The following is a 12,889-nucleotide window of genomic DNA, read 5'->3' on the forward strand; positions in this document are numbered from 1 at the left end:
TCAGCGGGACCCGACAGTTTCGAGTTTTGCCGCAACTTCTAGAGCTGACGCCGTCGCGTTGCCCGGCGCCTGTTCCACCGAGCCCGTCTGCTGCGGCGCCGACAACTGCGCGAACGTCTGCTGCTGGTCGAGCCAGGCCACATAGTCCTGCTCGGTATCGACCATGACGATGCCATGCATCATCGGGTGCCCCTGGCCGCACAGTTCGGCGCACAGAACCTGGAAGGTCCCGGTCTTGGTGGGGGTGAACCAGAAATAGGTGACCGAGCCCGGTATCATGTCCATCTTGGCGCGGAATTCCGGAACGTAGAAATCGTGCAACACATCGATCGAGCGCAGCAGCATCTTGACCGGCTTGCCGACCGGCAGATGCAGGTCGGCCGCTTCGACCACGACGTCGTCCTGGCCGCTGGGATCCTTGGCGATCACGCCCAGCGGATTTTCAGCGGTGACGTCGCGGGTGTCGGATGTGCCGAGTTTGCCGTCCTTGCCGGGCAAGCGGAAGCTCCACTGCCATTGCTGGCCGACGACTTCGACCACGGTTGCGTCGCTTGGAACGTTGACGAACCGGCTCCAGACAAACAGGCCGGGAACCAGCATGGCGGTAACACCCACTCCGGTGACGATCGTCAGCCACCATTCGAGCCGCTTGTTCTCCGGTTCGTAGGCCGCCTGGTTGCCTTCGCGGTGACGGAAGCGGAAAACGCAATAGGCCATGAATAGGACGACTGCGGCGAAGACGACGCCGGTAATCCAAAAGGTGATGATGATGGTGTTGTCGATATAGTCCCAATTCGAGGCAATCGGAGTCCACCACCATGGGCTCAGGAAGTGGAACAACACCGAGCCCACGACGATCAAAACGAGTACAACCACTATGGGCATGTCCCGTTCCTCCCGGTATTTCAGGGGGCGCGAAGCCGTCCCGGGAAAATACCAAGTGCATCATGCGTGATTTGCGATCGAAATTCTAGAGCCGGTTGTGGAAGGAGCGAAAAATTGCTTCGGCGGCGCCCGGACCTTGCTTCGTTGGTGACGCCGGAGCGACACCTGACCCCCCAAATCAGGGAGGGCAGGGGCTGGTTTGATTCGGCTTGCCTTGTTCCAGCGGGATCAAAGCGCCTTGATGATGATGCAGCCGGCCAAAAGCAGCACGACGCCGGCGAGCCGCATGCCGGAGACAAGCCGCTGCGGCAGGCGGAACCAGCCGAAGGTGTCGACGAAGATGCCGGCGACCTGCTGGCCGGCCACCGTCAGGCTGACGGCAGCTGCCGCTCCGATGACGGGGATGGCGGTGAACACGGTCGTGACATAGGTGGCGCCGGCAAAACCTCCGAGCCAGCCCCACCAGGGCATCGACGACAAGCCGGCGAGGCGAGGGCGGGGCGTCTTCGTCAGGGCAAGCGCGATCAGAAGCACCGCGGCCATGGCCAGCATCGCCACCAGGAACGAGATGGTGCCGACCGCAAACGGCGCGCCGCCAAGGTCGTGCCGAAGCAAGGCGTTTACAGCGCCTTGCACCGGAAGCACGGCGCCTGCCAGCAGCGCCAGTCCGATCCACCCTGGTCTTGAGGATGCGGTATTGTCGGCCGCGCCCTTCTGTCCCAGAACGATGAGGGCAGCCCCGGCAAGCAAGACGAGCATGCCGAAGGCAGGCCCGGCTCGCAGTCCGGCTTCGGGGATCCCGAGCCAGCCGAACGTGTCGAGGGCGAAGGATGCAAGCATCTGCCCAGCGATGAAGAGCCCGACGGACACGACGGCGCCAAGGCGAGGGAACAGAAGAATGGTCGAAACAACGTAGAAGGCCGAAGCCATGCCGCCGATCGCATGCCACCATTCGGCTTGCCGAACGGCAAGCAGAGCCGGTGTCGTTCCGGTGAGGGCCGTGATCGACAACAGCACGATGGCGCCGACCGCGAGCTGAAGCGTGGTCGCGGCAAAGGGTGAGCCGACCGCCTTTGAAAGTTGGGCATTGGCGCCGGCTTGCACCGCAAGCAGGCCACCGGCGACAAGCGCCAGAGGGACGAAGAGGATTTCCACGATCGTATTCCTTGAATGCGGGGTGCGGCGGCTAGGGCATGATCCCAAAAAGTGGGTGCCGGTTTTTTGGAAAAGATCATGCTCCAACAAAGGGTTAGGTCATGATGAGATTTCAACCAAATCTCATCATGATCTAAGCGGCAGCCGATGCTTCGGGCAGGGCGGGAACGGCAATGCCTCTGACAACTGCGGAGCGTCGGCCTATGGCGGCATACCAACGCGCCAGGTCTGGCGCGTCATCGAGGCTGAGGCCGAGCCTGGTGACGGCCGCGTTGATCCATGGCCATGTCATCACATCGGCGATGCCGTAGCTTTTGCCGACGATGTGCTCATAGTTCTTGAGCCGGCTATTGAGCACTCGGAAGACGCGTCCGGTTTCGCGCTCAAAACGCTCGATCACATAAGGGATTTTTTCCGGCGCGAAGATTTTGTAATTCCACAATTGGCCAAGCGTCGGGCCGACATGGGCCGCCTGGAACAAGGTCCAGGTCAGCGTATCGTCCGCCTCCTGCGCGCCCACCGGCTGAAGCTTGCCCGACCGTCGCGCCAGGTAGTGTAGGATGGCGCCGGATTCGAAGACCGTGCGGCCGGCGTCCCGGTCGACGATCACCGGGATCTTGTTGTTGGGATTGAGCGCCAGGAAATCAGGCTTGGTCTGGTCGCCCCTTTCGATGTCGACCAAGCGGACCGAGTAGGGCAGGCCGACCTCTTCCAGCATGATCGAGGCCTTGTGCCCGTTGGGTGTCTGGCAGGTGTAGAGTTCTATCGGCGTCATGGCTCTTCTCCGCGACTGTTTCTTTTGTCGTCGGACTCCATATGGCGTGCGTGCATGCGCAGATCGACATGCCGATTCGCCCGCTTGCTCTGCGTTTTTGCACAGCGAAGCGTCATTTTGACTCGCAGAGCGCAGCGCTTTCTTTTATCTTTCTGCAAGAATGCACAGCTCACGCGATATCGACTGGGAAGATCTGCGCATGGTGCTGGCCGTCGCCGATGGCGCTTCGCTGGCGGCGGCGGCTCGGATCCTAGGCGTGAACCACACGACTGTGCTGCGGCGCGTCAACGCCTTCGAGGCGCGGCTGGGTATCCGCCTTTTCGATCGGCTGCCGACTGGCTATGCCCTCACCGCGGGCGGCGAGGAACTGCTGGGCGCGGCACGCACAATGGCCGAGACGGTCAATGAACTGGCGCGCAAACTGTCGGGGCAGGATCTCAGGTTCGAAGGCAGGTTGCGGGTCACCACCACCGATACGCTGATGGCATCGGTGCTGCCGCCGATCCTGGCGGCGTTTCATAAGCTCCATCCCGGCATACGGGTCGAGGCGATGACGCAGAATTCCATCGCCAACCTGACGCAAAGGGATGCAGACGTGGCGATCAGGCCGGTGTCGCAACCGCAGGAAATCCTGGTCGGCCGGCGCATTTCGGGCGTCGCCTTCGCCGCCTACGCGACACGTTCCTATGCCGAAACGCTACCCCCGGAGCCGAGACTGGGTGCGCTGCGCTGGATCGCGCCCGACGACAGCCTGGCCAACACCGGCGTCGCCCGCTGGATGCGGTCGTCGCTGCCCGATGTCGAGATCGCCATACGCGCCGATTCCCTGGTGACGATGTCGCATGCGGCGGGCGCCGGAATCGGGGTTGCGGCGCTGCCCTGTTATCTCGGCGACAGCCTGCCCGGGCTTGTAAGGGTCGGAGGGCTGATCGAGGAGATCGGCTCGGCGCTGTGGGTGCTGGTGCACGACGATTTGCGCCGCACGGCGCGCGTCCACGCCTTCACCAAATTCGTCTCCGGCGAATTGCAGCAGCGGCGCGACCTTCTTGAGGGCAGGCTCGGCGCCGGAGCTTGAGACGCACGCCAGCTGACGCTGGGGTTCAACTCCGCAACAGGTTCCCAAGCTCGGCAACCGTCATCACGCGCCCGAACACCTTGCCTATGATGTCGAGGGTTGCATTGTGCGATGCCTCGTCCAGTCCGCCATTGGCGTCGCTGATGAAAGCCACCTTGTAGTCGCGCATGAAGGCGCTCCGCGCGGTGGATTCGCAGCAGATGCTGGTCACGGTGCCGATGATGATCACCGTGTCGACCCGGCCTGCGCCACGGATGTTGCGCAACACGGTCTCGAGCTGCGTGTTGTGGAAGGCATCGTAGCGGTGCTTCTTGATGACGACATCCCCAGGCAAGGGCGCAAGCGCGGCGACGATTTCGGCGCCGGCGCTGCCTTCCCGCATTCCTTTGGTTTTCAGCTTCGGCTGATAGCCGGTTTCCAGCGGCGAGATATCGAAATGGTCGCTGAGCACATGCTGGGTGTAGATAACCGGGACGCCTTGCGCGCGGCAAAGCTCGACCACCTGCCGCATCGCCGGAATGCGATGGCGGGCCATGGCCACTTCCATGACGGCGCCCTCATCGACAAAGTCGCTTTGCGTGTCGATGACCAGGAGGGCTGCGCGTTGCTTGTCGAACGGCCATGGTTCGTCGCCGGGCTGGGGCATTGCGTGTTTCCTGTTTCCGACGTTGATCAGGTGAGCAGCAGGCTCTTCATCGAGACATCGCAATTCCTGCCGATGACGATGTGATCGTGGATGGATGGAGAGATCAAGGTCGTGGCAATCTCGCAGCGAGCTCCGGGATTGGTTTGGGCGACTTGACGCGTCCTCGCTTGGCCTACGGGTCGATGACCGCGATCGCATCGATCTCTATCAGGTAGCCGGGAGACATCACCGCTATCCCGACCACTACGTTTGCCGGCTTGTGATCGCCGAACAGCTCGATCTGGGCCGCTTCGATGATCGGCACGTGTTCGTCGCGTTTGTAATCGACGATGTAGATCGTGATCTTGCAGACTTGCTCGGGCCGAGCGCCGGCGGCAGCAAGCGCACGGCCAAGATTCCCGAACGCCAGGCGCGCCTGGACTGCGAAATCACCATGGCCAACGAGCTTGCCGTGTATGTCTTCTGGCTGCTGGCCCGAGACGAACACCAGCTTGCTTCCTGTCGCAACGACGACCTGGGAGTACATTTCCGGAATCGGCAGATCATTTGGATTTATGCATTCGAGCGTCATTGAATAGATCTCCTGCAATGGCTGACGGGAACTGGCTGCTTCGTATTCGCGAGTCTACGACATTGTCGCCGAAGCGGGCGCTTCCGTCACAATATCACTTCTACACCGCAAGCGTGGGCGTTTGAGCCAAGCCGGAATGTTGCTGATTGGCTCGCGAGCGGTGGCGTTTGGGTTGACGGCGCCGGCGAGCGTCGGGCTCAGATCAGCAGCAGGCCCTTCATCGAGGCATTGCCTTTCTTGCCGATGATGATGTGGTCGTGGACGGCGATGCCGAGCGGCTTGGCGCTGTCGATGATCTGCTTGGTCATTTCGATGTCCGCACGCGATGGTGTCGGATCGCCGGAAGGGTGGTTATGCACCAGGATGACGGCGCTGGCCGACAGTTCCAGCGCGCGCTTGATCACTTCGCGCGGATAGACCGGCGTGTGGTCCACGGTGCCGACCTGCTGTACCTCGTCGGCGATCAGCACGTTCTTCTTGTCGAGGAACAGGATGCGGAAATGTTCGCGGTTCTCGAACGCCATCGCCGAGCGGCAGTACGCAAGAAGCTGCGTCCAGTTGGACAGCACCTCGCGGTCGCGAACCTCGGTCCGCGCCATGCGCTGCGCGGCAGCGGCAATCACCTTCAGGTCGACCGCCACGGCGGGGCCGATGCCCTTCACCTCCTGCAGCAGCGCCACCGGTGCGCCAAGCACTTCGCCAAAAGTGCCGAAGCGCGCCAAAAGCGCCTTGGCGATCGGCTTGGTGTCGACGCGCGGGATCAGGCGAAACAGCAGCAGTTCGAGAAGTTCGTAGTCGGGCAGGGCGTCCGCGCCGCCGGCAACGAAGCGCTCGCGCAAGCGGTCGCGATGGCCGTGATAGTGTGGCTTGTCCGTCGATTTGTCTCTTGGTGCCTTGTCCTTCGCCGGTGGTTCAAGCCACCGCTCGGAGAAGAACCCCCGTTCGTCGTCACCGCTGTTCCCCATCGACCCCCCACACTCCCCGAAGGCTTCGACGGCAGATTAGAGCGGTAAGCAGCGCGCGGTCGAGTTTTTTCGGCGACGGCGCCTCAAAGCCGCGGCTTGAGGCGATCTTGTTTTCAGCTGACCGGCGGCAGGCCGGGGCGGTCGAGCTTGTTTGGCGACAGGGTGAAAATCTCGCAGCCAGTTTCGGTGACGCCGATCGTGTGTTCGTACTGCGCCGACAGCGAGCGGTCGCGCGTCACCGCCGTCCAGCCGTCCGACAGCACTTTCACATGCGGCCGGCCAAGATTGATCATGGGCTCGATGGTGAAGATCATGCCCGGCCGCATCTCGACGCCTTCCGAGGCGGTGCCATAGTGCAGGATGTTGGGTGCGTCGTGGAACAGCTGGCCAACGCCGTGGCCGCAGAAATCGCGCACCACCGAGCAGCGCTCTGCCTCGGCATAGGTCTGGATGGCGGCGCCGATGGCGCCGGTGCGGGCGCCGGGCCGGACCGCCGCGATGCCGCGCATCAGGCACTCGTGGGTGACTTCGAGCAGGCGTTCGGCGGCGCGCTTGATGGTGCCGACGGGATACATGCGCGAGGAATCCCCGTGCCAGCCGTCGAGGATGTAGGTGACATCGATGTTGACGATGTCGCCATCCTTCAACGGCTTGTTGTCTGGAATGCCGTGGCAAACGACGTGGTTGATCGAGGTGCAGGACGATTTGGTGTAGCCGCGGTAGTTGAGCGTCGCCGGTAGCGCGCCTTGGTCCATGCCGAATTCGAAGACGAAACGGTCGATGGTCTCGGTGGTGACACCCGGCTGGACCATCGGCACCAGTTCATCGAGGCAGCGCGCGGTGAGATCGCAGGCCTTGCGCATGCCGGCAAATCCTTCTTCGGCATAGAGGCGGATCTGGCCGGTATTCCTGAGGGGTGCCGTGGCGGCGTCGAGATAGGTGACCATAGTGTCCGTTTGCCTGTAAGCGGGCGGCGCATACCAGCCCGTTAGAAAATTTCCTCAGATTTGGCACTGCAAGCCGCAAGGTTCAAGGAAGAACTGCCGGCAATGGACTGATACTGGCGATATTCCTGGCTTGCGCGGCCGCTCAGATGACATCCAGGTGCGCGATCTCCTCCGAATGCCGAGATCGCACTGACGACACATTTTCGCGCAAAAGCAGCCAAAGCAACTTTTGACGACGAACGGCGTTGCTGTGGTCGACGCCAGTTCGGGAGATATAGAATGGACAGATTGCAATTCGAGGTGCCGGTGCGCATCGCGCCCGCGCCCGGGCTGCCGGTAGAGGAAATATACAGCGTCGAACAGGCGCTGGATATCCTGCATGACTGGCCAAAGAAGCGACAGGGCAAGGTCTATGAGGCGGCGTTCAATGCCTGCTTCGGGGCCACGGTGGATGTGGTCAAGACTGAGGATGCCTGGCGCGCCTTCATGGCGTTTTGCCGGGTCAGTGGCCTGCTGGCCAGGGATATGATGGTTACGGCCAAGCGCGCCGGCGAGGCGAGGGGCCTGAGGGTCTAGAGTTCTGCTTGGCCTGGAGGCCGGCCAACCGACTCGTTCCAATCGGCGCGGACTCCGCGGCGTTAAGGTTCCGTTTCCGACTTCACAGCTAGGCATGAGCCATAGAGCAGCGTCTGATTCGTTGCGTCGGTTTCATGGTGCAGAACATGTCTTCAGCCAATGTGCGTACCTTCCCGCTAGATCGGCAGACCGTGCTGGTGCGCGAGGTCGCCGCAAGGCTGGGCAGACTGCACGGCGACACGGCCACGTCGTTCTGGAAGGCCACGGCGCGCGAACTCCTCGACAAGGCGGTCGCAGCCGGCAGCGATGCAGCTTCGGCGGCCAACGATGTCCGCCGGTTTTTTGCCGCGGTCCAGGACGAGATGCATTTCAAGGCGGACGATGCCGCACCGGGGCAGCGCCGGACGCGCACCCGCCCCTAGCCTCAAACAGAGCACACACGCGCTCATCATTGTGTGGCCAACCGTGGACCGGTCTTGGCGTCGACGAATCTCGGGCCTTACGCTGTCGATCGTGCCGTCCCAGCCACGGCGAGCGCCTTGTTGAACGCGAGACAGGCGATGAAATACTGGTCGCGCTCGGCCCTGGCGACGTCGGTCATCGCCAAGGAAATCGTCGAGCGCTATGGCGGGACCGTCACGCCGGAGAACCTGCCTGACGGATGGCTTTTGCAGATGGTGGGATCGAGGCGGTTTAGCGCAAGGCGTCGGCCTCTCGGCGATCCCTGTGCCGGTCCGGTCCGAATCGGCTATGCCTGCGCGATGCAGGAAACGTCTCTCTACATCCCGGTGAAGCGGTTTCTCGAGAGCCTGGAATTCACGGTCAAGGGCGAAGTCGGCCACTGTGATATCGTGGCGGTGCGCGACGGCGAGCCGCCTGTGCTGGTCATCTGCGAACTGAAATTGCAGTTCAACCTCGAACTGGTGCTGCAAGGTGTCGATCGCGCGGCGGCATGCGACGAAGTGTGGCTGGCCGCGCGCATGTCGGCGCGTGGCAAAGGCCGCGAGCACGACCGCCGTTTTCGCGCGCTGTGCCGGCGGCTCGGCTTCGGGCTTCTGGCTGTCAGCGGCAAGGGGGAGGTCGAATTGCTGCTCAGCCCGGCCGCTCTGCCGCCGCGTCGCGATCCAAAGCGGCGCTCGCGGCTGATGGAGGAACACCGGCGCCGGCGCGGCGATCCGGTGGTCGGCGGTGGCTCGCGAGCCCCGATCATGACGGCCTACCGGCAGGATGCGCTGGCCTGCGCCGCAGCCATGACCGACGGGCCGAAACGCCCGCGCGATCTGAAAGCGATTTCGCCGCGCGCGGCCAGCATCCTATTGGACAATGTCTATGGCTGGTTCGCCAGGGCCGAGCGCGGCGTCTACGCGCTGACCGAGGGTGGCCACGCGGCGTTACAGCGCTGGCCGCAGGTAGCGCACGACCAGGGGTGAGTGGCCGGAGATTGCCGCGAGCAGGCGCCGAGGGAAACCTCGGCACGGCAGCCGCTGTTCGCCGTTTCAACCGATGCGCCGCGCCACCCTTCCAGCCGCTGCTAGTTCGGCGGCTGCCGCGAGGCTTCCTGTTTTCCTGAAAGATCTGGTACGCCCAAGGGGAATCGAACCCCTGTTACCGCCGTGAAAGGGCGGTGTCCTAACCGCTAGACGATGGGCGCGCTCAGACGAAGCGGCTTATAATTGCGTTGTTGCCAACCGGCAACCCATCAGCCGCAAGATGCGGAAACTTTTTTCAAGAGGGGCAAGAAAAGCCAGTTTGGTGAGCCAGCGCAGGTTTCTGGCCTCGCGTCGTTGCACATCTTTGGATGAACGCGCCGCGCAGTCGTCATCCTTGGTCTGCGCTGCGTCGCTGCGCTCCTTGCTTCGCCATAGGATGACGAAGTCGCGGGTGCCTCGGCTAATCTCGAACGTCGCTGATAGCTAATCGGAAAAAACGGCGGGCTGCTAACAGCCCCTCGGCCCGTTTGCCGAATGGGGATGCTACCCCCGCCGGCGGCAGCGCCAGTTCCAGTCGCGCTCGGGGCCGACGTCGACGTGAACGGATTCGGTATGGCAGTAGGTGCCGACGCCGCCGCGGCCGGGCATGGTTCGGATGTAGCTCGCCAGTTCCCATTTGGAGACGCCGGGAACCTGGATGTCGGCGGCGGCGCAATACATGTGCAGCGAATTCTTGGCGCCGTTGGCGCGGCGGTTGCGGGCCGGGTCGCGGTAGCCTGATGTGACCATCATCTTGCGGCCGTAATGGCCTTCGATGGTCTTCAGCACCCGCACCAGCGACGGCTTCAGGCAGGCGACGTCGACGCTCTCGTTTTGCTTCAACAGGCCATTGGGCGCCAGCCGGGCGAGGCCGGCGGCGGAGGCCACCTGATAGGCGCCGCCCGAACCCTCGTCCTCGTTCAGGTCGACGTCGCTTTCGTCGTCGAGGCCGGATTTGCGCTTGATCTCGAACAGCGCCGTCTGGCGCACGCCGGGCAAGGCATCGCTGCCGGTGATGTGGTTGCTCTCGTTGCCAAGCGAGGCAAGCTGCAAGGGCTTGTCGGCGGAATTGGCTGACGCTAGCGTGATGATCGGCTTTGCCGGGGCGGCCTTCTGGGAAGCAACCGCAGGCTGTTCGCCCGAGCGCGAGTTGACCAGCGGAGCAGGTGCCGCCGAGGTTGGCGTGGTGCTGAACAGTGAGGCCAGGAAGCCCTTCTTCGGCGTGTCGATCTGCTGGGGCGCGGCGGTCACGTAGACCTCGTTGGTCGCGGGTGCCGCTGCCGTCGCTTTCGGTGCGGTCACGCCGGCATCGGCGGCGGCGATCTTCTGCGCCACGGCGTCCGTTGCCGCCGCGGTCTGTGCTGACTGCTGCAGCGACTGCGGCGTCTGGCCGACAATGGTTTCGGAGCCGGCGGGAACATTGACCGGGAAGCCGGTGCCGGGCTTGGCCACCGGCACATAGGCGACCTGCTCGGGCAGTGTCGCATCGCCCGCTGCCGTCATCATCATCTGCGGCCCGGTGGATGTGACCTGCACGGTCGAATCGCCCGGCGCCGCAGGGCTGGCGCCGGAAGCCGCGGAGATGTCAGAAGCGGTCGCGTTGTAGCCAGGCATGCCGACGGACATTGTGGGGTCGCCAGCGGAGGTGCAGGACGCCAGAAGCACGGAGAAAAGCGCTGCCGCTATAGTGCGACCTTCTCTCCCCGCGAGACGCGATCCTGCTGATTTCAAAACTAAATTCCCCCTCGGTGTCCGGTCGGCCTGCTATTGGTGCGGCGTCGAAACGTTCACATCCAATAACCTTGTGTTCCCAAACCGGAAACGAGACTTGTGTCAATTCTGCAAGCCTCTGAATTATTTGCTCGTTGGAGGCCAATTGAGGCTTCTTGAAGGTTGACGACACCATTTCGCCCCGTTTTGCCGGCTCGTCAACTCACCAGACATTACATTCCGTTACACACAGGCACCTGCAAAAGGTGCCCGCCGTTACACACGCACCTTCACATAGGTGCCGGGGGCATCACCCAGGGTTTTCATGTGCTTGCCCGGTTTGCGGGCCGGAACGAGGGTGTCGTCCTGGGTCTCGATCCAGTGCTGCCAATGCGTCCACCAGGAGCCGGGATGCTCCACCGCGGAGGCGAGCCACTGGTCAAAATCGCCTGTCGGTTTGCCGCCGGTCCAGTACTGGTATTTCTTGGCTGCCGGCGGGTTGACGACACCGGCAATGTGGCCGGAACCAGCCATCACAAACTCGACCTCACCGCCGAAATATTGCGAGCCGTGAAACACGGAAAGGGCCGGCGCGATGTGATCTTCCTTCGACGCCAGGTTGTAAACCGGGATGGTGACGTCGGCCAGCGACAAAGTGCGGCCGGCGAGTTCCATCACGCCACGCGTCAGATTGTTCTCGAGATAACAGTTGCGCAGGTAGAAGGAGTGGTTGGCGGCCGCCATGCGGGTGGAATCGGCGTTCCAGTAGAGCAGGTCGAAGGGAAGGGGATCCTTGCCGCGCATGTAATTGTTGATGACATAAGGCCAGATCAGGTCGCCCGAGCGCAGCATGTTGAAGGCGGTCGCCATCTTGGTGCCGTCGAGGTAGCCCTTTTCGTTCATCGATTTCTCGACCGCTGCCACCTGGTCCTCGTCGACGAAGACTTTCAGGTCGCCGGCATGGGTGAAGTCGACCTGCGTGGTGAAGAAGGTCGCCGATTTGATGCGGTTGTCGCCTTCCTGTGCCAGCAGTGCGAGTGCGGCCGCCAGCAGCGTGCCGCCGACGCAATAGCCGATGGCGTTGACCTCTTTCTCGCCGGTCGCCTTCTCGATCGTGTCGAGGCCGTATTGCAGGCCTTCCCGTATGTAAGCTTCCCAGCCCTTGGCGCCGTGCCGCTCGTCGGGATTGATCCAGGAGATGACGAACACGGTATGGCCTTGCTCGATCGCCCAGCGGATGAAGGACTTTTGCGGGTTGAGATCGAGGATGTAGAACTTGTTGATCCAGGGCGGGCAGATCAGCAGCGGGCGCTTGACCACCGTCTCCGTCGTCGGATCGTACTGGATGATTTCGGCGACATCGCTGCGCCCGACCACCTTGCCGGGAGATGTCGCGACGTTCTTGCCGATCTCGAAGGGCGAATAGTCAGCTTGTCTCAGCTTCAGGTCGCCCTTGCCGGCGGCGATGTCTTCGGCCAGCATCTTCATGCCGCGCACCAGGTTTTCGCCATTCGAGGCAACGGTTTCTCGAAACAGCTCCGGATTGGTCAGGATGAAGTTCGACGGCGAGATGGCATTGGACACCTGCTTGACGTAGAAGCTGGCCTTATGGCGGGTGTGATCGTCGAGGCCTTCGGCGTGCTCGACCAGGTCGGCCGCCCAGCGCGAGGTGACGAGATAGGCCTGTTTGAGGAAATCGAAGAAAGCGTTGCGACCCCATTCGGGGTCTTGAAAACGCTTGTCGCCGCGCTCGGGCTTGACCGCATCGTCGGGCGCCTCGGCATTCGGGCTAACCTTCTGGATGGCGTTGCCCCAGACCGTCATGTAGCCGGCGAACAGTCGCGTCTGCGCTTCCAGCGCGCGTTGCGGGTCGGCCAGCCAATATTCGCTGAGCTTGGAAAAGGTTTTTACCATGTCGACCACGGGTTCGGCGACATGATCGCGCACCTCGCCCTTTTCGCGCGGCTCGGCCCAGGCGGAGGCGGCTTTGCCGGCCTGTTCGACCATACGCGCCATGTTCAACGCGAAGCGTTCCGGGTCTTTCACCAGATATTGCTCGACGGTCGAAGATTGATCATCTTCCGCTTTGCTCGAATCAGGTGTTTTGGACATGGC

At 62.7% G+C, this 12,889-nt stretch carries 13 protein-coding genes and 1 tRNA gene; 4 read left to right on the forward strand and 10 right to left on the reverse strand.

Features of this window, described 5'->3' with window-relative positions; translation table 11 throughout:
- The 3 genes from X757_RS156835 to X757_RS156825 all read right to left on the reverse strand — a co-directional run bounded on the left by X757_RS156835 (position 1) and on the right by X757_RS156825 (position 2,815).
- The gene (locus X757_RS156835) at positions 1–885 is read right to left on the reverse strand and encodes a cytochrome c oxidase subunit II (RefSeq protein ID WP_023667661.1); all 885 of its coding nucleotides are present in this window, start codon (positions 883–885) and stop codon (positions 1–3) included.
- Positions 886–1,113: 228 nt separating this feature from the next.
- Positions 1,114–2,040, reverse strand: a complete 927-nt coding sequence (locus X757_RS156830) for a DMT family transporter (RefSeq protein ID WP_023667660.1) — start codon at positions 2,038–2,040, stop codon at positions 1,114–1,116.
- A 133-nt stretch (positions 2,041–2,173) separates the two neighbouring features.
- The gene (locus X757_RS156825; RefSeq protein ID WP_027050354.1) at positions 2,174–2,815 is read right to left on the reverse strand and encodes a glutathione S-transferase family protein; all 642 of its coding nucleotides are present in this window, start codon (positions 2,813–2,815) and stop codon (positions 2,174–2,176) included.
- A 160-nt stretch (positions 2,816–2,975) separates the two neighbouring features.
- On the opposite strand from X757_RS156825, the gene X757_RS156820 reads away from it, so the two are divergent.
- Entirely contained in the window at positions 2,976–3,890 is a 915-nt protein-coding gene (locus X757_RS156820) for a LysR family transcriptional regulator (RefSeq protein WP_023701662.1), read from the forward strand.
- Positions 3,891–3,915: 25 nt separating this feature from the next.
- Here the strand turns inward: X757_RS156820 and X757_RS1000000166310 are convergent, their stop codons facing one another.
- The 4 genes from X757_RS1000000166310 to map all read right to left on the reverse strand — a co-directional run bounded on the left by X757_RS1000000166310 (position 3,916) and on the right by map (position 7,019).
- On the reverse strand, positions 3,916–4,536 hold the full coding sequence (locus X757_RS1000000166310) for an isochorismatase family protein (protein WP_023725692.1): 621 nt from the start codon (positions 4,534–4,536) through the stop codon (positions 3,916–3,918).
- 172 nt (positions 4,537–4,708) lie between these two features.
- Positions 4,709–5,107, reverse strand: a complete 399-nt coding sequence (locus tag X757_RS156810) for a RidA family protein (RefSeq protein ID WP_023681625.1) — start codon at positions 5,105–5,107, stop codon at positions 4,709–4,711.
- A gap of 197 nt (positions 5,108–5,304) precedes the next feature.
- Positions 5,305–6,072, reverse strand: a complete 768-nt coding sequence (gene radC, locus X757_RS156805; protein WP_023705983.1) for a DNA repair protein RadC — start codon at positions 6,070–6,072, stop codon at positions 5,305–5,307.
- Between the two features lie 113 nt (positions 6,073–6,185).
- Complete coding sequence (gene map, locus X757_RS156800; protein WP_023705982.1) at positions 6,186–7,019, reverse strand: type I methionyl aminopeptidase; 834 nt, start codon at positions 7,017–7,019, stop codon at positions 6,186–6,188.
- Positions 7,020–7,298: 279 nt separating this feature from the next.
- Between map and X757_RS156795 the strand changes: the two genes are divergently transcribed.
- The 3 genes from X757_RS156795 (at position 7,299) to X757_RS156785 (ending at position 9,025) form a co-directional block, all read left to right on the forward strand.
- Positions 7,299–7,595, forward strand: coding sequence for a DUF982 domain-containing protein (locus X757_RS156795; protein WP_023667653.1), 297 nt, complete (start codon positions 7,299–7,301; stop codon positions 7,593–7,595).
- 146 nt (positions 7,596–7,741) lie between these two features.
- Positions 7,742–8,017, forward strand: coding sequence for a DUF6074 family protein (locus tag X757_RS156790; RefSeq protein ID WP_023725693.1), 276 nt, complete (start codon positions 7,742–7,744; stop codon positions 8,015–8,017).
- 339 nt (positions 8,018–8,356) lie between these two features.
- The gene (locus X757_RS156785) at positions 8,357–9,025 is read left to right on the forward strand and encodes a DUF2161 domain-containing phosphodiesterase (RefSeq protein WP_023688243.1); all 669 of its coding nucleotides are present in this window, start codon (positions 8,357–8,359) and stop codon (positions 9,023–9,025) included.
- Between the two features lie 146 nt (positions 9,026–9,171).
- Here X757_RS156785 and X757_RS156780 read toward each other — a convergent pair.
- From X757_RS156780 to phaC, 3 genes are all read right to left on the reverse strand, one after another.
- Positions 9,172–9,246 (reverse strand) — tRNA-Glu (locus X757_RS156780).
- 322 nt (positions 9,247–9,568) lie between these two features.
- Positions 9,569–10,690 carry a D-Ala-D-Ala carboxypeptidase family metallohydrolase gene (locus X757_RS156775; protein ID WP_245275043.1) on the reverse strand — a complete coding sequence of 374 codons (1,122 nt, stop codon included), beginning with the start codon at positions 10,688–10,690 and terminating at the stop codon, positions 9,569–9,571.
- 360 nt (positions 10,691–11,050) lie between these two features.
- Complete coding sequence (gene phaC, locus X757_RS156770; protein ID WP_023725695.1) at positions 11,051–12,886, reverse strand: class I poly(R)-hydroxyalkanoic acid synthase; 1,836 nt, start codon at positions 12,884–12,886, stop codon at positions 11,051–11,053.
- Positions 12,887–12,889: the final 3 nt, after the last annotated feature.

Source organism: Mesorhizobium sp. LSHC412B00, from assembly GCF_000503035.1.
Taxonomy (GTDB): Bacteria; Pseudomonadota; Alphaproteobacteria; order Rhizobiales; family Rhizobiaceae; genus Mesorhizobium.

Excerpts from the sequence above, each read along its gene's own strand:
- X757_RS156835 (WP_023667661.1), bottom strand. The coding sequence starts at position 885 with ATGCCCATAGTGGTTGTACTCGTTTTGATCGTCGTGGGCTCGGTGTTG.
- X757_RS156825 (WP_027050354.1), bottom strand. The coding sequence starts at position 2,815 with ATGACGCCGATAGAACTCTACACCTGCCAGACACCCAACGGGCACAAG.
- X757_RS156820 (WP_023701662.1), top strand. The coding sequence starts at position 2,976 with ATGCACAGCTCACGCGATATCGACTGGGAAGATCTGCGCATGGTGCTG.
- X757_RS1000000166310 (WP_023725692.1), bottom strand. The coding sequence starts at position 4,536 with ATGCCCCAGCCCGGCGACGAACCATGGCCGTTCGACAAGCAACGCGCA.
- X757_RS156810 (WP_023681625.1), bottom strand. The coding sequence starts at position 5,107 with ATGACGCTCGAATGCATAAATCCAAATGATCTGCCGATTCCGGAAATG.
- radC (WP_023705983.1), bottom strand. The coding sequence starts at position 6,072 with ATGGGGAACAGCGGTGACGACGAACGGGGGTTCTTCTCCGAGCGGTGG.
- map (WP_023705982.1), bottom strand. The coding sequence starts at position 7,019 with ATGGTCACCTATCTCGACGCCGCCACGGCACCCCTCAGGAATACCGGC.
- X757_RS156795 (WP_023667653.1), top strand. The coding sequence starts at position 7,299 with ATGGACAGATTGCAATTCGAGGTGCCGGTGCGCATCGCGCCCGCGCCC.
- X757_RS156790 (WP_023725693.1), top strand. The coding sequence starts at position 7,742 with ATGTCTTCAGCCAATGTGCGTACCTTCCCGCTAGATCGGCAGACCGTG.
- X757_RS156785 (WP_023688243.1), top strand. The coding sequence starts at position 8,357 with ATGCAGGAAACGTCTCTCTACATCCCGGTGAAGCGGTTTCTCGAGAGC.
- X757_RS156775 (WP_245275043.1), bottom strand. The coding sequence starts at position 10,690 with ATGTCCGTCGGCATGCCTGGCTACAACGCGACCGCTTCTGACATCTCC.
- phaC (WP_023725695.1), bottom strand. The coding sequence starts at position 12,886 with ATGTCCAAAACACCTGATTCGAGCAAAGCGGAAGATGATCAATCTTCG.